The 20,325-nt window shown below is 66.2% G+C and carries 13 protein-coding genes; 5 read left to right on the forward strand and 8 right to left on the reverse strand.

Features of this window, described 5'->3' with window-relative positions; genetic code table 11:
• Nucleotides 1-2 precede the first annotated feature (2 nt).
• Complete coding sequence (locus AC3WR5_RS22120) at nt 3-1,511, forward strand: hypothetical protein (RefSeq protein WP_492487178.1); 1,509 nt, start codon at nt 3-5, stop codon at nt 1,509-1,511.
• On the opposite strand, the gene AC3WR5_RS22125 is transcribed toward AC3WR5_RS22120, so the two are convergent.
• From AC3WR5_RS22125 to AC3WR5_RS22160, 8 genes are all read right to left on the reverse strand, one after another.
• Nucleotides 1,416-2,240 carry a glycosyltransferase family 2 protein gene (locus tag AC3WR5_RS22125; RefSeq protein WP_492487180.1) on the reverse strand — a complete coding sequence of 275 codons (825 nt, stop codon included), beginning with the start codon at nt 2,238-2,240 and terminating at the stop codon, nt 1,416-1,418. The genes AC3WR5_RS22120 and AC3WR5_RS22125 overlap by 96 nt on opposite strands.
• Before the next feature lie 54 nt (nt 2,241-2,294).
• Entirely contained in the window at nt 2,295-3,098 is an 804-nt protein-coding gene (locus AC3WR5_RS22130; RefSeq protein ID WP_492487181.1) for a methyltransferase, read from the reverse strand.
• A gap of 74 nt (nt 3,099-3,172) precedes the next feature.
• Entirely contained in the window at nt 3,173-4,573 is a 1,401-nt protein-coding gene (locus AC3WR5_RS22135) for a B12-binding domain-containing radical SAM protein (RefSeq protein WP_492487183.1), read from the reverse strand.
• 2 nt (nt 4,574-4,575) lie between these two features.
• On the reverse strand, nt 4,576-5,400 hold the full coding sequence (locus tag AC3WR5_RS22140; RefSeq protein WP_492487185.1) for a class I SAM-dependent methyltransferase: 825 nt from the start codon (nt 5,398-5,400) through the stop codon (nt 4,576-4,578).
• Complete coding sequence (locus AC3WR5_RS22145; protein ID WP_492487187.1) at nt 5,397-7,811, reverse strand: B12-binding domain-containing radical SAM protein; 2,415 nt, start codon at nt 7,809-7,811, stop codon at nt 5,397-5,399. Before AC3WR5_RS22145 ends, AC3WR5_RS22140 begins: the two co-directional genes overlap by 4 nt.
• A 4-nt stretch (nt 7,812-7,815) precedes the next feature.
• Nucleotides 7,816-9,441 carry a B12-binding domain-containing radical SAM protein gene (locus tag AC3WR5_RS22150; RefSeq protein WP_492487189.1) on the reverse strand — a complete coding sequence of 542 codons (1,626 nt, stop codon included), beginning with the start codon at nt 9,439-9,441 and terminating at the stop codon, nt 7,816-7,818.
• 125 nt (nt 9,442-9,566) lie between these two features.
• Nucleotides 9,567-10,373, reverse strand: a complete 807-nt coding sequence (map, locus tag AC3WR5_RS22155; protein ID WP_141286800.1) for a type I methionyl aminopeptidase — start codon at nt 10,371-10,373, stop codon at nt 9,567-9,569.
• A gap of 70 nt (nt 10,374-10,443) precedes the next feature.
• Nucleotides 10,444-10,707, reverse strand: coding sequence for a ParD-like family protein (locus tag AC3WR5_RS22160; RefSeq protein WP_141286801.1), 264 nt, complete (start codon nt 10,705-10,707; stop codon nt 10,444-10,446).
• A 77-nt stretch (nt 10,708-10,784) separates the two neighbouring features.
• Between AC3WR5_RS22160 and AC3WR5_RS22165 the strand changes: the two genes are divergently transcribed.
• The 4 genes from AC3WR5_RS22165 to AC3WR5_RS22180 form a co-directional block, all read left to right on the forward strand.
• A complete protein-coding gene (locus AC3WR5_RS22165) occupies nt 10,785-11,612 on the forward strand; it encodes a 4'-phosphopantetheinyl transferase family protein (RefSeq protein WP_492487192.1) in 828 nt (275 codons plus the stop codon).
• Nucleotides 11,613-11,956: 344 nt separating this feature from the next.
• Entirely contained in the window at nt 11,957-12,181 is a 225-nt protein-coding gene (locus AC3WR5_RS22170; RefSeq protein ID WP_492487194.1) for an MbtH family NRPS accessory protein, read from the forward strand.
• Nucleotides 12,182-12,226: 45 nt separating this feature from the next.
• On the forward strand, nt 12,227-15,616 hold the full coding sequence (fabD, locus tag AC3WR5_RS22175; protein WP_492487196.1) for an ACP S-malonyltransferase: 3,390 nt from the start codon (nt 12,227-12,229) through the stop codon (nt 15,614-15,616).
• Between the two features lie 56 nt (nt 15,617-15,672).
• A partial coding sequence (locus AC3WR5_RS22180) for a type I polyketide synthase (RefSeq protein WP_492487198.1) occupies nt 15,673-20,325 on the forward strand: 4,653 nt, incomplete at its 3' end.

Raw genomic sequence — 20,325 nt, forward strand, 5'->3', positions numbered from 1 at the left:
TCATGGAAAAACCGACAAGCCCGCCAGCCCTTTGGATCACCGGCTGCTTCGTACTGGCCGCCTTGGTCGGTGCTTTTTTTCATGAGTGGTGGTTGGACGAAGCGCAGGGTTTTCTGATCGCCCGTGACAGCACCACGCTGGCCGCTCTGTGGCACAACACCCGGCCGGAAGGACACCCACTGCTGTGGTACTTGCTGATGTGGATACTTACCCGGCTCACGACGGATGTGCTGTTTTTCCAATTGGTCCAAGTCGTCATCAGTGCCATCACCGTCTACCGCATCGCGCGCCGGAGCCCCTTCTCCACTGCAGTAATCTGGGTCCTGCCTTTCACCTACCTGGTGTTTTTTGAGTACACCCTGCTGTTCCGGAGCTATGCACTGGGCCTGTGCCTGCTTGTACTAGCGTTGACACAGGACCGGCAGCAACCCGGATGGTCCTGGAAAAGTGGCGCCTGCCTGGCCTTGAGCCTGCAGGTGCATTGGCTGTTCGTGCTGCCCGGTGCGGTGTATGCCGCCGCCTGCTGGCCAGAGATTGCAAGGTCACGCCGAACCGCGCTGAAGTTCTTGGGGCCATTGGGTGCAAGCGTGGCCCTGCTGTGCATCCAGATGGCCACGGCAGACGTTTCCTGGTACGTCGAGCAACATGCTGCTGCCAAGTCTACTCTGCAGTATGTGCGAATAGCTCTGGCCTCGCCACTGACCGGCATTCTGGCTCACCCAGATCCAATCCAAGTCCAAAACTTCAACAGCACAGTCTGGCGTCATCTGCCCAATATCGGGACCATCGCGCTGGCCGTCTTCATCTGGTGGCTGCCCTTGAGATTGCTGCGGGGGCAGGCCCTTTCGCTGCGAATAGCGACTTTCGTCGGCCAGGGGGCGCTGATCGCCTTCATTCTGCTGACTCAACACTATGGTGCCCGGATTGCCGGATTCCATTGGTGGATATTGCTGACGGCTTGCTGGCTGGCGATGGAAAATACGCCAGATTCCCGATATCGCCGGTCACTGAACCGGGCAGTGCTGCTGGTTGCACTGGTGCAGATGTCAGGAAACGGCGTGGCGGTAATCAACGACATCCGACATCCTTTCACTGCCTCGAGAGCCGTCGCCGAAGCCATTCACCAGCCTCCGCTGACCGAGTTGCCAATCGCCACCCCGAGCTGCGAAGCCACAGAATTGGCCCCCTACCTTCAGCGCCAACCCTATTCCCTGTGCAGCCAGCAGACGGAGACCTTCTGTCATTGGCGACTGACCTGCTCGATCATGGAACAGCCCCAGGCCTTGACGGCAGCCTTGGCGGCGCGTGCGGCAGTCCATCCAGCTTTCCTTTTCGTCAGCCGGCAACCGCTTCCGGCTGAGACACTGAGCGCAGTGTCCAGTGCACCCAACCCGCTGGTCGTGAAACCCTTGCTTTCAGTCGAAGACACGATCATTCCCACCGGGAGCCTCCATGCATATGTGATCCGGCGGGCGCAAGCCCCCGACGTTGGGCAGCAGGCGCCGGAATAGCCGCATACGCAGCAGCAAGAAGCGGGCGGCGGCATATTGACCGCAGACACGCAGAACGCCGCAGCCGTAACGCACGCTGAGCCAAAAGGAGATCGAACTCGATTCGGCGTCATAACGCGTAGGGCAGGGCAACTCACCGATGATCAAGCCGTGAAAGGCGCACTGCGCCAGTACCTCGTTGTCGAAAACAAAGTCATCGGAGTTGGATGGCCAGTCTATGGTGCGCAGCGCTGCCGCAGAAAAACAGCGATATCCCGTGTGATATTCGGATAGCTGCTGCCGCAGGATCAAGTTCTGGAAAAATGTCAACAGGCGATTCGCGATGTACTTGTATCGCGGCATCCCTCCAGCCAAGGCCATTCCCCCCAAGATCCTCGACCCCAGAACGAGATCGCAGCCCCCGCTCACGAGCAGTGAGCACATGACAGGTATCAGACTGGGCGTGTATTGGTAATCCGGGTGCAGCATCACGATGATGTCCGCATCCAGTTCCAGCGCTTTGCGATAGCAGGTCTTCTGGTTGGCGCCATAGCCCCGGTTTTGGTCGTGACGCAAGATGTGGGCAATGCCGAGCTCACTCGCCACTTCCACCGTCTCGTCGTGGCTGGCATCGTCGGTCAGGATCACCTCGTCGACCAGGCCGAACGGAATCTCTGCATAAGTGCGGCGCAGAGTCCTGGCAGCATTGAAGGCCGGCAGGACCACGACGACCTTGCGATGTTCAAACATCCAAGCCCCCTCGCGAGCACATCACACGGAATCGAATGAGAGGTACGGGCCCACTCACGCGGCGTCCCCAGAAACCGGCACCACCCGCAGGAAGGCGTTCCATTCCAGCCAGGCCTGCCCGGCACCGCGGAGCTGCAGGTCCAGTCCGTGGGCGCGGGCCACGTGGCGAATGCCCTCCTCGTCGCAGTCCTCCGAGACGATCATCAGCACCTCGGTGCGCCCAAGATCCAGTGCAGCCAGTTGCGGGAAGAGCGCGTGGAAATATTCGAAACCCTGGCCGCAGAACCAGGCACGCTCCGGCATCGAGCGTGGCGTGCGCGGGTAGTAGGGTGGCGTGATCAGCACGCAGTCCAGCGCAGAGGTCTGGATGCCCGCCAGCAGATCCGCCAGCACGACCGTCAGCTGCAGGCCGTTCGCTTGCGCATTGGCAGCGGCATTCGCCACGGCGCCGGGGTTGATGTCCGACGCCAGCACCTGGGCGCCAGCCTGAGCCAGGGCCAGCCCGATGACCCCGCTGCCGCAGCCCATGTCGAGCACGCGCCGGCTTGGCCAGGGACCGGGGCCGTCGGGCGAAAGAAGCCACCGCACGAACATGGCCGAACTGAGCGTCGGCCCCGGTGGAAAGACGCCCGGGTCGATCCGCAGCCGCAATCGTCCCAGCCGCCAGTGCTGGACCTCGCGGCCGGCTCGAGCGAGCCGACGTTGCAGCCAAGGCGACACGGCGCGTCGCACCGGCCCGCGCAGCAAGCGTGCCAGCAGGCCATGACGTGGCAGGCCCCAGCGCGTTTCGGGTCGACGCAGCAGGCGTGCCATCAGCCCGACGCGCGGTAGGTCGGGCCGCATTTCGGGCGTGCTCACTGGAGCACCCTCCGCTTCGCGGGTCCCTCCGAGAGGGACGCGAGCGCGCCCTTCGGGCGGCCGGGCGGGCGCGCTCATGCCGGCTGCACCCCAACGCGGCGGTGCCACCACATGCCCAGACGCGAAAAGCACCAAGCCGCGCGATGGGCCAGCGCGCGGGGGCCGAAGGGATGCAGGGCGGTGGTCATGGCATGGGTGTGGGTGAGCAGGCGAACGGCGTGGCGGTAGTAGGCGTCGCTGTAGGTGCGCGGGAAGCGCCGGTCGCGGTCGCTGCCCTGGTCGAACGGCGGCGCGGTGGCCTGGTCGGCCACCTGGTCGTGGAACTGGGTGCCGCGGATCGGGTAGGCCAGCGTCACGGTGAACAGGTCTGGCCGGGCCTCGCGCAGGTAACGCTCGGTGGCGACGATGTCCGATTCGGTCTCGCCCGGGTAGCCCAGCATCAGGAAGGTGCCGGTCTGGATGCCGGCATCCGAGGCGGCGCGGATCATCGCGATGACCTGCTCCACGCGCACCTGCCGCTTCATCGCGTCCAGGATGCGCTGCGAACCGCTCTCGGCGCCGATCCACACACGGGTGCAGCCGGTGCGCGCGAGCAGTTGCACCACGCGCGCGTTCATGCGGTCGGCCCGCGTGATGCATTCGTAACGGATGCGCAGGCCCGCTGCGTCGAGCGCGTCGGCAAAGCCGGCCAGCCAGTTGTGGTTGATCGTGAACACATCGTCGACGAACCAGAACTGGTCCGGCGCGTACTGCCTGACCAGCTTGCCCAGCTCGGCCACCACCTGCTGTGGCGAGCGGCGGCGGTAGCTGGTGCCGTAGACCGCGCGGCTGCACCAGCTGCACTTGTACGGGCAGCCGCGCTGGGTGCTGATGTTCAGCGAGGTCTGCCCATGGGCACCGCGCCAGGCCTGCAGGTAGGGCTGCAGGTCGATGCGGTGGCGCGCCGGCTCGGGCAGCTCGTCCAGCTCGGGCACGAATTTCCGCTCGCCGGTGAACACGGGCTGGCCCTGCGCATCGGCGTGGATCAGGCCGGGAATGGCGGCCAGCGCAGCAGCATCCCGGTGGGCACCTGCCGGCAGGCGGGCCACGTCGGCCATGGTCTGCTCGCCTTCGCCGACCACCAGCAGGTGCGCACCGTGCTGCAGGTAGTCGGCCGCGTTGTGGCGCACGTCCGGGCCGCCGAGCACGATGGTTGGGCCGCCTTCGCCGCCGCCCAACGCGGCGATCAGGCGCAGCACCGAGCGGCGCGTCATCAGCGTCACATAGAAGGCGATCAAACGCGGGCGCAGCGCACGCACGCGCTGCACGAAGCGCTCGGCATTGAGGAAGGTGGCATCGATGACCTGGTGGTCGATGCCGTCCCTGTCCAGCCAGGCCGAGATGGACAGCAGGCCCAGCGGCGGATAGGGCCGCATGATGCGCTGCTCGATCGCGTCGTCGGCGATGAAGTAGCCGTGGGTGAGGATCAAGCTCATCGTCAGCGCCTGCGGTATTGGATCAACACGTGGTCGGAAAGGCGCGCCCCCCAAGCAGCGGTCAGCCAACGCCGGTCCAGCCGTTCCATCAACGCCAGCCAGCCCGGCGCGCGGGAGGCCAGTGCCTCCCGCGCCGAGGGCGGCACGGCCAGCCCCACCGGCCGCACCAGCGTGCGCTCGAAATGGGTGTGCCAAGCACCGTCCATCTGATGGACGCCGTGGAACCAGACCGGCAGCGGGGGCTGGCCCAGGCTTAGCTGGGCCAGCACGGGTCCGCCTCGCCAGCGCCGGGCCGCCAGGCGTGGCTGCAGCTGAAGCAGGGCCCAAGCGCTTTCCCAGAGACACAGGCGCGGCATCACCACGGCGATGATCTGCCCCTCGGGCGCCAGGCAGGATGCCAGCGGTGCGGCCAGGGCCTGGAGTGCTTCGGGCGACAGGCAGTTCAGGCCGCCGAAGTTGGAGAACACCAGGTCGAACGGGCCGCCGAGTTCCTGCGCGGTCACATGGCCGGACGCCAGGGCCTGCAGGTCCAGCGGCCGCGTCTGCGCAGCGCCACCGAGGCCGGCCCGGGCCAGCTTGTCGCGGGCCACCTGCAGCATTGCATGCGAGACGTCGGTGGCAACCACGCGATGGCCGGCGCGGGCCATGTGCAGGGCGTCTTCGCCGGTGCCGCAGTTCAGTTCGAGCACCGAACATGGGCGACCCGTCTGGCGCAGGCGGTTGTCCAGCACATCCCAGACGGTGCGGCGCTGGGCTGCACCCACCATGCTGTGGGTGAACTCGCGGTCGTAGTCCCGCGCGACTGCGTCGAACGCAGCGGTATTCACGTCGCCACCATCGGTGCAGTGGCTGGCTGGCGCTGTTCGCGCCACAGGCCGAGGCGAGCGCGCAGCAGTGCCGGCATGGCACGCAGCAGCGAGGCCAGTTCGCGGAGCCGGCCACCGCGGCGGGATGCGGGCAGTCGCCCACACAGCACCGACCAGCAGCGCATGACCTGGAAGCGCCGCGAGGTGTAGGCGTGCAGGTGCCGGTAGAACGCTGGCGAGAAGTTGCCGGGGAACATCAGGTCCAGGTCGTTGCTGTGCAGCCAGTGCGTCTTCTTGCCCATCTGCGCCTTCACGCGTTCGTGGAACACGGTGCCGGGCAGCGGATAGGACACCGAGATGCCGATCTGGTCGGGCTGCAGTTCGTCCACCATCTGGTGCGTGAGCCGGATGTCCTCGGCCGTCTCGCCGAGGTAGCCGAACTGCAGGAACAGCGCGGGCTTCACGCCGTGCTGCTTCAGCGCCTGCACCGCGCCGTCGATCTGCGCCCGCGTGATGCCTTTGTCCATCGCGTCCAGGATGCGCTGCGAGCCGCTTTCGGCGCCGATCCAGGCCGTCTCCAGGCCGGAGCGGGCCATGGCCTGCAGGTCGTCGGCGTCGCGCAGCAGCAGGTCGGCCCGGGTCTGGATGGTGTAGCGCAGCGCCAGGTCGCGCGCCTGCACCAGTGCGGCGAAGCGCTGCACCCAGCCGGGCTTCAGCCCGAACAGGTCGTCGGTGACCCAGAAGTGCTGGGCGCCATGTTGCTGCACCAGCAGGGCCAGCTCGTCCACGACCTGCTCGGGCGAGCGCACGGTGTAGCGCTTGCCGTGCAGCGGCTTGGCGCACCAGTTGCACGCATACGGGCAGCCGCGCGTGGTGGCGATGTTCAACGAGAAGTGGCCGTGCCGGCGCTGCCAGATCTGCCGGTAAGGTGCCAGGTCCACCAGGTCCCAGGCGGGCGCAGGCAACCCGTCCAGGTCGGTGATGGGGGCCCGCTGGGGGGATGGCACCAGGCGCTCTTCCGCCAGGTGCACCAGCCCTGGAATGTGGGTCCAGGGCCGGTGGTCACGCCAGGCCTGCAGCAGGTCGGCCAGCGTGGCCTCGCTTTCGCCGCGCACAACGGCGGTGGCACCGGCGCGCAGGTAAGGCTCGGGGAAGTCCGTGGCATCGGAACTGCACACCACAATCCGCGCCCCGAACGCACGCGCCAGCCGCACCATCTGCAATGCTGCATCGCGCATGCGCGCCAGGCACATCTTGGTCAGATAGTTGAAGCCGTCTTCCTGAAGGACCACGAAGGCAGGTCGCTCCTGCTCCAGCCGGCGCAGGAACGCCAGCTCGCTGTCCGCCAGGCCGGCGTCGAAGACCTGCGTCTTGAAGCCCAGGCTGCGGACCAGGCCAGCGGCGTACAGCGCGCCCAGCGGCGGATAGGGCTTGCCGGCCTGCCACTGCTTGGGATCAAGCCGGTAGTAGTAGGCCGAAGCCACGAGCACGCATTGCGCCACCGTGTGGCGCGCAATGGCTGTTCCTGTCTGCTGCGACAGCCGGTCCAGGTTGGCTTGGTAGCGCTCAAGAATGCGGTATTTCCACTCCGAGGTATGGACTTTTGCCACGCCACGCCCCAGCTCCACGCTCCGGCGCGCCATGAGCGACGGCAACTGCGGGTTCTTGCGCAGGTTTCGTCTTTCGACCAGCCGCCATGCGCACCGGTCCAGTGCCCCGCCCACCGGGCCGCTCAAGACCGCTTCGCCCAGTCGGCGCCAGAGGCCGATCGAAGGCTCGCCCCCCGGGGGCAATACCGGCCCGTTGGGCAGGTATTGCACCGACCAGGGATTGGCCTGCTGCATGCGCAGCACTTGCTCGCGCCCCGCCACCGGCAGCAGCGTGACGAGCTCTATTGCGGTGAACAAGTCGCGTCGCTCCAGCGCCAGCCGGTCGCTTGCCAGCAGGTAGTTCGCGCACAGCATGTGCGGCGACGGCAGCATGCGGCGGTAGTAGCGCAGCAGCGTGTACACCAGCCACAGCCGGCCGGGCCGCGTGATGATCATGAAGTCGTAGTCGCCGTCCTCGGCCAGCGAGCGCTTGGAGAGCGAGCCCGAGATCGCCACGCCATCGACAAACGGCAGGCGCATCAGGCTGCGGCCCACAGCCAGCGCCTCTGGCATCGCCGCGTCTGCGCGGTCCCGGTTGGCGATCCAGCGTTCGATCGGATCCTCCATCTCGGCGATCCAGAACAAGTCGTCATGGCCGGCCACCAGGCCAGCGGTTTGCAATCGCTGCAGGGCGGTTTTCACTTCTCGGAGCGATACGCCCGGTGTGTCCAGGAATTGCCAGATCTCGTCGGCCGACAGGGGGCAGTCGAACACCTGCCGGTACGCCAGCGCCCTCAGTACCGCTTGTTGGGCCACATCCAGCGCCGGCATCTGAGCCGTCACGGGTTCAGTTGCTTTCAGCATAGAAGCCCTCCACTTCAGGACGCGTATAGCGGCGCAGGCGCTGCAGCACCTTCAACTCCAGCGGCCGCCGATAGATGCCGCTCCAATAGCGCGGCAGCGAGGCCGCCTGCATCATTCGCCGCCCCCAGTCGCCGAGGCTGAAATCCGTGCGCGTCGGGTAGCGCGCATTCATCACCGTCTCGAAGTCGTGGATGTGCCGCACCATCGCCGGCGTGAGCCATGGGGTCAGCGGATTGCGGTGCAGGTCGAAGGATTCCCATGCCGGGCTGACCCAGTCTTCCAGCGTGGTGGGGAAGCGGAACCCCGCGGCCTGGCTGCGCTGCTGCAGCGCAGTGCCCTCGGTGGGTACCGGGCTGTAGATGTAGAGAATGACTTCGGTCGCCGGGCTCTGTTGCTTCAGCTGCCGGATGAAGCCGATGTCGCGGTGGATCTGCGCCCAGACTTCGGCTTCGGTGGGCCTGGGAAAGCCCAGCACGAACGAATACTCGGGGGTGATGCCGAAGGACAGCAGGCGTGCGGCGAAGCGCAGGATCTGCGCGCCGGACTGGCGGCCGCCCTTGTCCACCATGGCCAGCACTTCGTCGTCGCCACTCTCGGCGCCGAAGAAGATCATGCGGCAGCCGGCCTCGCGCATCAGTGCCAGGGTCTGGTCGCTGAAATGGTCCAAGGTGTCGATGCGGCCCTCGCCCCACCAGGCCACGCCTTGCCCGCGCAAACGTTCGGCAAAGGCCCTCACCCGTTTTTCTGAAACGAAGAAGTTGTTGTCGGTGAACTCGATCGCATCCACGCCGTGCGCGTCGCGCATCTGCAGCACGTCCTGGGCGACCAGCTCGGCCGAGCGCGCCACCCAGCGCCCCTGGTAGAGCGGCACCACGGCGCAGAAGGCGCACATGAACGGACAGCCCATGCTGGTGTGCATCGCGTGGGTGCGGCGGCCGAGGAAGGTGCGGGGCAGGTAGCGCCGGATCGGGTGGCGCCGCGCCAGCAGGTCCAGAGGCAAGGCGGGCTGAAGGTCCAGGTCCGGCAGTGGTGCCTTGCCGGTGCGCACCACTTCGCCATTGCGCAGGAAGATCAGCCCGGGGATCAGTTCAGGCGAGCGGCCTTCGCACAGTGCCGCCAGCAAGGCGGGCAGCGAGCCTTCGCCGGCCGACTGCACGACATAGTCCACGCAGCCCGACTGCAGCACGGCCTGCGGATGGTTGGAGGGAAAGTAGCCGCCCCAGATCGTGACCAGCCGCGGAAAGTTCGCGCGAACCTGGCGCGTGACCGGCACCGCTTGGCGCAGCTGCGGCCCTGGCATCACCGTGCAGCCGAAAAAGCCGAACCTGCCGGAGGCCAGCAGCGGCTCGATCACGGCCCAGGGATCGGGCTCCAGGTTGCCGTCGACCAACTCGATGTCGCAGCTGTCGCCCAGCGCTGCTGCGATGTGCAGCAGGCTGTTGGGCACTCGGCCGGTGCGCGTGGCCCACGGGTTGAACAGCAGGATGCCGGGCTTCGGCCGTCGAGCTGGGCCGGCAGTGGCGCCCGCCTCGCCGACAGCCACCGGCGAAGCTCGGCGGCTCACCGGAAAGCGCACAGGCACGGCCGCTGGCTCGCGCGAAACATTCATCGTTGCCCATCCTCTCTTCTGGCTGCTGTGCGGTGAGTACCGCAAGGCGCCGTCAGGGTTGAATGGGCTTTGAAATTTCCTTGTTTCTACTTGCTACGAGCTTCGCCGGGCCTGCGCGCCACGGGTCAATTGATCGCCGGGTAGCTGCCCGTGCCCTCCGGCCAGGGCGTCAGCACTTCGAAGCCCTCGGGCGTCACGGCCACCATGTGTTCCCACTGGGCCGACAGTGAATGGTCCTTGGTCACCACGGTCCAGCCGTCCGACAGCTCACGGGTGCCCGCCTGGCCGGCGTTGATCATCGGCTCGATGGTGAACACCATGCCGGCTTCCAGCCGCAGGCCCTGGCCGGGCTTGCCGTAGTGCAGCACCTGTGGCTCGTCGTGGTAGACCTTGCCGATGCCGTGGCCGCAGTATTCGCGCACGACGCTGAAGCCATCGCGCTGGGCCACGGTTTGGATCGCGTGGCCCACGTCGCCCAGCGTCGCGCCGGGCCGCACCTGGCGGATGCCGGCCAGCATCGCTTCGTAGGTCGTGTTGACCAGCCGCCTGGCCATCGGCCCTGGCTCGCCGACGAAATACATGCGGCTGGTGTCGCCGTGCCAGCCGTCCTTGATGACCGCCACGTCGATGTTGACGATGTCGCCCTTCTTCAGGATCTTTTGGCTGGACGGAATGCCGTGGCAGACGACCTGGTTGACCGAGGTGCAGACCGTCTTCGGATAGCCGTGGTAGCCCACGTTCGCAGGAATGGCCTTCTGCACCTTGACGATGTGATCGTGGCACAGCCGGTCCAGCTGCTCGGTGCTGACGCCCGGCTTCACGTGCGGCGCGATCATCTGTAGCACCTCGGCCGCCAGCGCGCCTGCTGCGCGCGCCATCGCGATCTCTTCTGGCGACTTGATCAGTTGCGCCGGTTTCTTCACGGCGCTCATTGGTGCACCCTGCGGCCTGCGGCCGGTCCCGCCAGGCGGGAATGAGCCCCTTCGGGCGGCCGGGCGGCGCTCATGCCGCCACCCGTGCCGCTTTCGCGGCCCGCTTCTTCGCAGCGCTCACCTCGGGCAGCGCAAAAGCAAAACCGCCATCGCCACGTTGGCTGGCCTGCAGCATCAACTGGCAGATCTCGCCATGGCTCAGCGCCGGGTTCAGCTCGGCCAGCATGCCGACCCGCATCCAATGCTCTGCCTGGGCATTGATGGACCGGCTCAGCGCCTCGCTGGCCGCCCGCAGGTTGTCATGCATCTGGTCTGAAATCTTCACAATGCCCATGATGGTGTGCGCTATACGTTTCATACACAAAACATATATTACCTCAGCGCGTCGAATCCCGGCAGAATCCCGTCGCCATGAATGCGTCGCGTGCCGAGCCTGCCCAAGGCTTCTTGTTGTCCCCCGCGGTGGGCGGGCTGGGTGCAGACCCGCGCTGGGAGCACTCGGAAGCGGGGCCAACAAGCTTCGGGATCTCAACCATCACTGTCGCGAGCACCGTGCTGTGGCAGGACGCTCGCCTGGTCTGCGACCAGGCCCTGGGGCGCGGATGCGCCTTCGTCGCGATCCTGCATGAGGCCGGCGATTTCGCCGACGAACATGTGCTTGCCGACGCGGATCGGCAGCGCGCCATGCGCTATCGGCAAGCCGGGGATCGCAAGAACTTCGTTCTGGGTCGAACAATGGTTCACCATCTCGTTCGACCCAGGGGCGCTTTGGTGCCGTGCGCTTTTTCATTCGGCGTTCACGGCAAACCTTTCCTGCCCGGGTTGCCCGCCTTCAATCTCTCCCACTCGGCCGAATGGGTGGCATGCGCAGTCAGTCCGGGCGAGTCCGTCGGCATCGACGTCGAAGCTTTCCTGCGCCTCGGGGACCATCGGGACCTGCTGGCCGGGACCACCCATCCGGCCGAACGCCTGGCCATCGCCCGGGCCGAGCCGGATGAGCAGCCGGCGCTTTTCAAGCGCTGCTGGACTCGCAAGGAGGCGGTGCTGAAGGCGACCGGCAAGGGCCTGAGCGACGACCTGTGTTCGATCGACGTGGGGCTCGCGGAGCGGCAACCGCTTGTCGGCGATCCGGCCTCGCTGCGCCTGGTCGACTTGCTGGTGGGCGATGACCGGGTGACCGCCTGTCTGGCACTGGAAAAGTGGGTGCCTGGCGTCGTCGTCATGCATGTGTCGCGATAAGCGGTCAGCCGGGTTGGGCTCGGGTCGAAAGCCGTGACGCCGGTCGATCCTGGCAATCCCTAAATTCGCCACGCAAGCTGTAGTAACTGGCACGGCATTGCATCAATTCGTAACTTTCGAATCGCATCGTGTGTGCTGTATTCGCAAGGGCGAAACACATTAAAGTGAGTCGATCAGGCGTTGCTGTGGTGTAAGAAGGCTGTTTGCTTGTTACCGACGCGAAGCTGTCGCCTGGCTGTCAGGTTGGGCCCCATCAGGGTTTGACCCAGCATTTTTGTGGTGAAAATTGAGACAGGGGTCGGTTCTCAAAAGGAGCCGATTTTCTCTTTTGCAGAAGGTGATTCATGTCCGGCATTCCGTCAGAAGCAATCTATCAAGTGGTTGTGAACGGTGACGGTCAATATTCGATCTGGCCATTCGAAAAGGCCAAGCCGGAAGCTCGGGGGTGTGCGGCTGTGCAGGGGCCGCACGATGCCGGCGTTGAATTGATTCGCAAAACCTGCTTAGATATGCACCCGCGTCCAGTCAGTTCGCTGATTGAAGGCGCGACTTCGAAAGTGCGGAGCTGAGGCGCTCGCCGCCAGCACGGTGTCTCCACGCATCAGCATGCGCGCATGAGAACCGTATTTCTCTTCTCAGGGCAAGGCTCCCAGCATTTTCAAATGGGCCGGGAGCTCTTTGAGCGCCATGCCGGTTTTCGCGCCACGCTAGAACGCGCCGACCGCTTGGCGCGTGCGCATTGCGGCGAGTCGCCACTGGCGGCGTTGTTGGACGAGCGCCATGCCAGAGAGGCGCCGTTCGAGCGGCTCCTGCACACCCACCCGGCCATCTTCATGGTCGAGTACGCGTTGGCAAAGGCGCTGATGGCCGCTGGCGTGCAGCCGGACCTCGTGCTGGGCGCCAGCCTGGGCACCTTCGCCGCCGCGGCCGTGGCCGGCCATGTCGACCCCGACGCCGCGCTGCTCGCGGTGATCGACCAGGCGATGGCCGTGGAGGCGCATTGCGAGCCTGGCGCCATGGTGGCCGTCATGGGCGAACCGGCGGCATGCCTGACGCCGGAACTGTTCTCGATCTGCCAGCTTGGCGCCCGCAACTTCGCGACGCACTCGGTGATCTCGTTGCCGGCTGCCAACCTGGCGGCAGTCGAGCGCCAGCTTCGCCAGCACGGCGTGGTGTTTCAGCGGCTCCCCGTCCGCTATGCCTTTCATTCGCGCTGGATCGAGGCTGCCCGGCTGCCTTGCCAGGAGGCCTTGGGCGGGCTCCAGATTCGCCAAGGCAATGTCCCCGTCGTTTGTTGCGCCACCAGTGATTCCCTGCGCGCCTTGCCTGAGAACCATTTCTGGTCGGCGGTGCGCCTGCCCATCCAGTTTCACAAGACCCTGCACCAAATTGAATCCCAGGGCTGCCATCGTTATATCGATGTCGGGCCGGGCGGGACGCTGGCGACATTCCTGAAGTACGGATTGCCAATTGGGTCGAAGTCCGCTGTCCATCACGTGATGGCGCCATTCGGCAGCGACTTGGGGCGATTCATGGGATTGGCCGCGACCGGGCGAACTCCCAACATCACCGGCTCCGCGGCGAAGCGCCATCCGGACAACCCCACACCAGACGAACCCATCATGGACGCACCCCAGTTGAAGGCAGTCATCTTCCCCGGTCAGGGCTCTCAGTTCAGGGGAATGGGCAAGGCGCTGTTTCCCCTTTTCCCGGAAATCGTCGCCAGCGCGTCCGAGATTCTCGGCTATTCGCTCGACGAGCTGTGCCTGAATGACCCGCAGGGGAAATTGTCGCAAACCCAATTCACCCAGCCGGCGATCTTTGTCGTCAACGCACTGCATTACCACCGGCAACAACAGCTGCAGCCCGACCTTCGGCCTGATTTCTTCGCTGGACACAGCCTCGGTGAATACAACGCCTTGCTCGCGGCCGGTGTGTTCCCGTTCGAGACCGGGCTGCGCCTGGTCAAGCGGCGCGGCGAACTGATGGCCGCCGCCAAGCAAGGCGGGATGGCCGCGGTGATCGGGGTCCCGGCCAATGAACTCAGGGCGCTGCTCGACAGGCACGGCCTCGAACAGGTTGACATCGCGAACTTCAATTCGCCAACGCAGACGGTGATCGCGGGCGAGAAAGGCGCGATCGCCCAGGCTGCGGAATTATTCAAGCGGCAGGACCTGCGTTGCGTGACCTTGGATGTCGGCGCCGCATTCCACTCCCGCCTGATGCACCCCGCCCGGGCCGAGTTCGCCGGATTCCTGCAGCAGTTTTCGTTCACCGCGCCACATGTCCCGGTGATTGCCAATGCCACGGCGCGGCCCTACGACCCCAGCCGCATCGCACAGACCCTGGCCGACCAGATCGCAGCGCCGGTGCAATGGGTCGATTCGGTGCGCTACCTGATGGGAAGAGGCGACATCCTGTTCCAGGAGATCGGTGCGAACGTGCTGACGAAGATGGTGCTGGACATCAGGGCCAAGGAGACGCCTATCCTCGATGCGCGCCCGAGCGCCCAGCCGGTTCGCGAATCGAAGCCTGAAGCCGCTGCAGTCCGTGAACCGCAACCGTCCATCGCGCGCAGCCCGCAACGCCGGGTCGAAGCCACGTCGCTCGGCAGCGAGGTGTTCCGCCGCCGCTTCGGCCTGAAGTTCGCCTACCTGGCCGGGGCGATGTACCGCGGCGTGGCCTCTGCCGAGTTGGTGATCCGCATGGGCAAGGCGGGCTTCCTGAGCTTCTTCGGCGCCGGCGGACTCTCGCTGGCCAAGATCGACGCCAACATTGTTCGCATCCAGGCGGAGTTGAAGCCGGGCCAGCCTTATGGCATGAACCTGCTGGCCAACTACGAATATCCAGCGCAGGAAGAGGCGGTGGTCGACCTTTACCTGAAGCACGGCATCCGCACCGTCGAGGCCGCCGCTTTCATGCAGATGACGCCATCGCTGGTCCGGTTCCGGCTGCTGGGGCTTCGCACCGATGCACGCGGCGAAACGGTGTGCGACCACCGCATCGTCGCGAAGATCTCGCGCCCGGAAGTGGCGAGGGCGTTCATGATGCCGCCGCCAGCGGCCATCGTGGAGAAGCTGCTCGCGCAAGGCCTGGTCACGCCGCAGCAGGCCAGGTTGGCGCAAGGCGTGCCGGTCAGCCACGACATCTGCGTCGAAGCCGATTCCGGTGGCCATACCGATGGTGGCATTGCCGCGGTGATGCTGCCGCCGCTGCTGCGCCTGCGAGACGAGCTGCAGCGCACGCATGCCTATGCAGAGCCGATCTGCATGGGCTTGGCCGGTGGCATCGGCGGCCCCGAGGCCGCTGCCGCTGCGTTCCTGCTCGGCGCGGACTTCATCATGACCGGTTCGATCAACCAGTGCACCGTCGAAGCCGGGATGAGCGACGAGGGCAAGGCCATGCTGCAGGAGATCGACATCCAGGACACCGAATACGCGCCGGCCGGGGACATGTTCGAGATTGGCGCGCAGGTCCAGGTGATGAAGAAGTCGGTGTTCTTCCCGGCCCGCGCGAACAAGCTGCTTTCGCTCTATCGCCACTACAACAGCCTGGACGAAATCCCCGAGCGCACCCGCCGCCAGCTGGAGACCACCTTCTTCAAGAAGAGCTTCGACGACATCTGGCACGAGACGGCGAACTACTTCAGGTCGGTGGGGCAGGCGCACGAGATCGCCAAGGCCGAAGCCAATCCGAAACACAGGATGGCGCTGGTGTTCCGCTGGTACTTTGCCTATTGCACCCGGATTGCGATGGCCGGCGCGCCCGACGACCGCGTGAATTACCAGATCCAGACCGGTCCGGCATTGGGGTCCTTCAATCAGTGGGTGAAGGGCACCGAACTCGAGCCATGGCGCCAGCGCCATGTGGATGCCATTGCGCTCAAGGTCATGGAGGGTGCTGCGGCGCACCTGGCAGGCTTTCTGACCCGCTTCATCGATCACACACCGCTTGAGGCCGAAGCGCCTCAGACACAAACCACCGAATGCCCTGTCGAAGTTTGACAGCCGTCAGCACCGGCTGACCAGGCACTTGAAAGAGACAGATCGCAGGGACTTGGATGAACACGGTTGATCAGCAGTTTGGGGACTTCGAAGACCACTCGGAGCCCTTGGGGCAGGCGCGTGGGGCAGACGACGGTCGTGTCGGCGACATCGCCATCATCGGCATGGCCTGCCGGCTTCCCGGCGCTGAAAACTACGCGCAGTTCTGGGAGAACCTTCGCCAGGGTCTGTCCAGTGTCAGCGAGATTCCGGCGGGCCGATGGGACCGGGACGCCTTCTATTCGGCCGACGCGCAGGAGAAGAACAAGTCCATCAGCAAGTGGGGCGGGTTCATAGATGGCGTAGAAAATTTCGATGCCGATTTCTTCGGTGTCTCTGCGCGCGAGGCCGCGGTGATGGACCCGCAGCAGCGCATCATGCTGGAGCAATCCTGGTCTTGCATCGAGGATGCTGGCTACGACCCGCTGCAGTTCAGCGGCAGCCGCACCGGCGTGTACGTTGGCGTCTTCAACTACGACTACGAAGACCACCTGCGGCATGCGCTCGATGTGATCGAGGGCCATGTCTCCACTGGCACCCACGCCGCGCTCATTCCAAACCGCATCTCGCATTTCCTGAACCTGCACGGCGTCAGCATGCCGGTGGACACCGCATGCTCCAGCTCGCTGGTGGCGCTGCACAAGGCGGCGCATGCCATTCGCCGCGGTGAATGTGATCAGGCCCTGGTGGGTGGCGTCAGCGTGCTCTGCAGCCCCACGCATTTCATCTCGTTTTCCAAGACCGGCATGCTCTCGCCCGACGGCAGCTGCAAGAGCTTCGACGAACGCGCCAACGGCTATGTGCGCGGCGAGGGTGCCGCCATGCTGCTGGTCAAGCCACTGGCCCAGGCCATTCGCGACGGCGACCGCATTGCCGCCGTGCTGCGCGGCAGCGCGGTGAACCACGGTGGCCATGCGCGCACGGTGACCTATCCCGGCTCACTCGCGCAATCGAAGGTGGTCAGCGAGGCCCTGGAAGAGGCGGGCGTGCCGGTGGGCACCATCGCTTATGTCGAAGCACACGGCACCGGCACGCCCAAGGGCGACCCGATCGAGGTCGAAGGGCTGAAGCTGGCTTTTGCCCACGTGGCGGCGAAGCGCGGCGAGGCCTTGCGTGATCGGTCCTGCGGCGTGGGCAGCGTCAAGGCCAACATCGGCCACCTCGAATCGGTCGCCGGGTTGGCGGGCCTGATCAAGACCATCCTGTGCATGCGGCACCAGGCGCTGCCGCCGCTGGTGCACTTCCAGAAGCTCAATCCCCGCATCGCGCTGGACGGCAGCCCCTTCTTCATTGTCGACACCGCGCGCCCGTGGCCGGCATTGGTCGACGAACAAGGTCACACCCTTCCGCGCCGGGCCGGCATCAGCTCCTTCGGCTTTGGCGGGGTCAACTCCCATGTCGTGGTCGAAGAGTATCTGGCGCCCGCGGAGGTCAAGCCTGCACCGGCCCAGCCTGTCCTGATCGTGCTGTCTGCCAGGACGATGGCCGTGCTGCGGGACAGCGTGCGCCAGCTGCTGGCCGTCATCGCGTTGCCGGAGACGCGGCGTGCCGGCATTGCAGACCTGGCCTACACGCTGCAAGTCGGGCGGCGGGCGATGGCCGCGCGGCTTGCGCTGGTGGTCGATTCCTTCGATGCGCTGCAAAGCGGGCTCGAAGGCTGGCTGGCGCAAGGTGCCGGATTCTCCGGCGTCTTCAGCGGCGAAACCTCGTCGATGGACGGACACGCCAGCGCGCTGACCGCCGAAGGCGACTTGCGGGCTGCCGCGAAGCAATGGGTCGAAGGGGCCGAGTTCGATTGGACAGGCCTGCACAGCGGCGGCGCTCGTCGCCGGCTGGCACTGCCGACCTATCCGTTCGTCAGGCAGCGGCATTGGGTGGACGCAAAGCCCCAGCCGACGATGGCTGTGCAAGCGGCGCTTCATCCGCTGGTGCATCGCAACACCTCGAACCTGCACGGCCTGCGTTTCAGCAGCCGTTTCACGGGCAAGGAATTTTTCCTCGCCGACCACGTCGTGCAGGGCCAGCCCACCTTGCCGGGCGCCGCGCAGCTGGAGATGGCGCGCTTCGCAGCCCATCAGGCATTCAGCGGCCAAGCTCGTCTGCGCCTCCAGGACATTGTGTGGTTGCGGCCCGCGGTGGTGGCCGAGGTCAAGAACCTGCACCTCGCGCTGTTTCCCGAGCGCGGGGGAGGATTCAGCTTCGAGCTGTATGACGGCGATGGCACCGGTGTCGACGAAGCCACCGTGTACAGCCAGGGCGCGGCCATGGTCGTCGGGAACGAGGCGGCGGCGGTTCATGACCTTGCTGCGTTGCGCGCGCAATGCACGCAGTCGCATGTGGACGCTGCGACCTGCTACGCGGCGTTCAGCCGGATGGGCCTGGGCTACGGACCTGGCCACCGTGGGCTGAGCGAGCTGTTCATCGGCCAGGGCCTGGCGCTGGCCCGCATCACACTGCCGGACTCGGTGAGGGCTGGGCGCGAGGCCCAGGTGCTCCATCCGAGCGTGCTCGATGCGGCGCTGCAAGCAGCGGTGGCCTTCCACACCAACGGCGCGGGTGGGCTGGACAAGGCCACGCCGATGCTGCCTTTCGCCTTGGGCGCATTGGACGTGCTGGGCGCCTGCAACGCCGGCATGTGGGCGCTGCTGCGCCGCAGCCCGGGCAGTGCCGCCAGCGATGCGCTGCAGAAGTTCGACATCGACCTGTGCGACGACGCTGGCACGGTTTGCGCCAGGCTCAAAGAGTTCTGCCTGCGCGCGTTGGCCGCGCCAGCGGCCGAAGAACCGGCGCGCATCGCATTGCTGCAACTGGCGTGGACGCCGCAAGCCGCTGTCGCCGTGGCGAACGCGGCCGGCTTTGCGCGCCATGTCGTGCTGCTGTGCGGCGTGGAGGCCGCCGACCTGCCGCGCCGCCTGCAGGGCGCTGACTGCCTGTCCCCGGCCCTCGGCAACACGCTCGCGCAACGCTTCGAGGCCGCGGCCGCCGCATTGCTGGAGCAGCTCCAGGCCTTGAGCGCACAGCCCGGGCAACACCTGATCCAGGTGCTCGTGCCGGCCCATGGCGAGGACCAGGCCATGGCCGGCCTGGGCGGCATGCTGCGCACGGCGCAACTGGAGAACCCGCGCATCGTCGGCCAGCTCATCCGTGCGGAAGGGGGCCAGGACCTGGCGCAGGTGTTGACCGAAAACAGCGGCAGTGCGCCGGTTCAGCAGGTGCGTTACGTGGACGGCCTGCGCCAGACGTCCCGCTGGGCCGAGCTGCTGCATGGCAGTGAAGCACCCGCACCCTGGAAGGCGCGCGGCGTCTACCTGATCACCGGTGGCGCAGGCGGCCTCGGCTTGATCTTCGCGCGTGACATCGCGCTGCGGGCCAGGAACGCCGTGCTGATCCTGACGGGCCGCTCGGCGCCGGACGAACGCATCCAGGCCGAGATCCGGTCGCTTGAAACACTCGGCGCCGTGGTTCGCTACCACGCTGTGGACGTCACCGATGCAGCCGCGCTGACGGCATTGGTGCAGGTCATCCCGGAGGAGTTCGAGAGCCTGGACGGCGTCATCCACGCCGCGGGCGTGCTGCGCGACAGCCTGCTTGTCAGGAAGACGCGGCAGCAACTGCACGAGGTGCTGGCCGCCAAGGTGGCCGGCACGGTCCACCTCGATGAAGCCAGCCGCGATCTGGCGCTGGACTTCTTCATTTGCTTCTCGTCCACCTCGGGTGCGCTGGGCAATGTTGGGCAGGCCGACTATGCGGCCGCCAATGCCTTCATGGATGCGTTTGCGCAGCACCGCACCGAGCTGGTCGACCAGGGCCTGCGCCATGGGCGCACGCTGTCGGTCAACTGGCCGCTGTGGGAAGAAGGCGGCATGCAGGTGGATGCGGCCACGCGCGAGCACATGAGCGTGCGCACCGGCCTGATCCCGCTGCGCACCGCGAGTGGCCTTGCGGCACTGGGGCAAGCCCTGGCCAGCGGCCTGCCCCAGGTGCTGGTTGCAGAAGGCCAGATCCACCGCTTCGAGGCCAGCCTGCCCGAACTCGCTGCCCCCGTGGCCGCGGTAGCCGAGCGTGAGCTTGTTGTGCCGAGCGCCGCGCCCGATGCGCTGCAGGACAAGGCCCGGCGCTATTTCGTGCAGCTGCTGTCCAGCACACTGAAGCGGCCGGCACACAGCATCGATGCCAACGCGCAGATGGAGGCCTACGGCATCGATTCCATCCTGGTGATGGAGTTGACGCGCACCCTGGAGCAGGTGTTCGGCCCGCTCTCCAAGACGCTGCTGTTCGAGTACCAGACGATTGCCGCGCTGGCCGAGCATTTCCTGCAGAGCCACCGCGCCCGCCTCAGCGAGGTGCTGGGTGCAGGCGAGGCCCTGACCGCACCCGTCGCCGCACGTCAGGAAGTGCCGGCACCGCCGGTGGCGAATGCGAGCCGCCGTCCGCGTTTTGGGTCGACTGTGCTCGGCCTGCCGGACGGCTTGCTGCCGTCAGTTGAAGCCTCGCGCACCCTGTCCAACACGGTGGGCAAGGACATCGGCGAGATCGCCATCATTGGCCTGTCAGGCCGGTACCCCGAAGCGTCGGACGTGGGAGCGTTCTGGTCCAACCTGAGCGCCGGCAAAGACAGCATCAGCGAGATCCCTGCAGAGCGCTGGGACTGGCGGGCGTACTTCGACGAA

It is taken from the genome of Ideonella sp. FW305-24 (assembly GCF_058788035.1).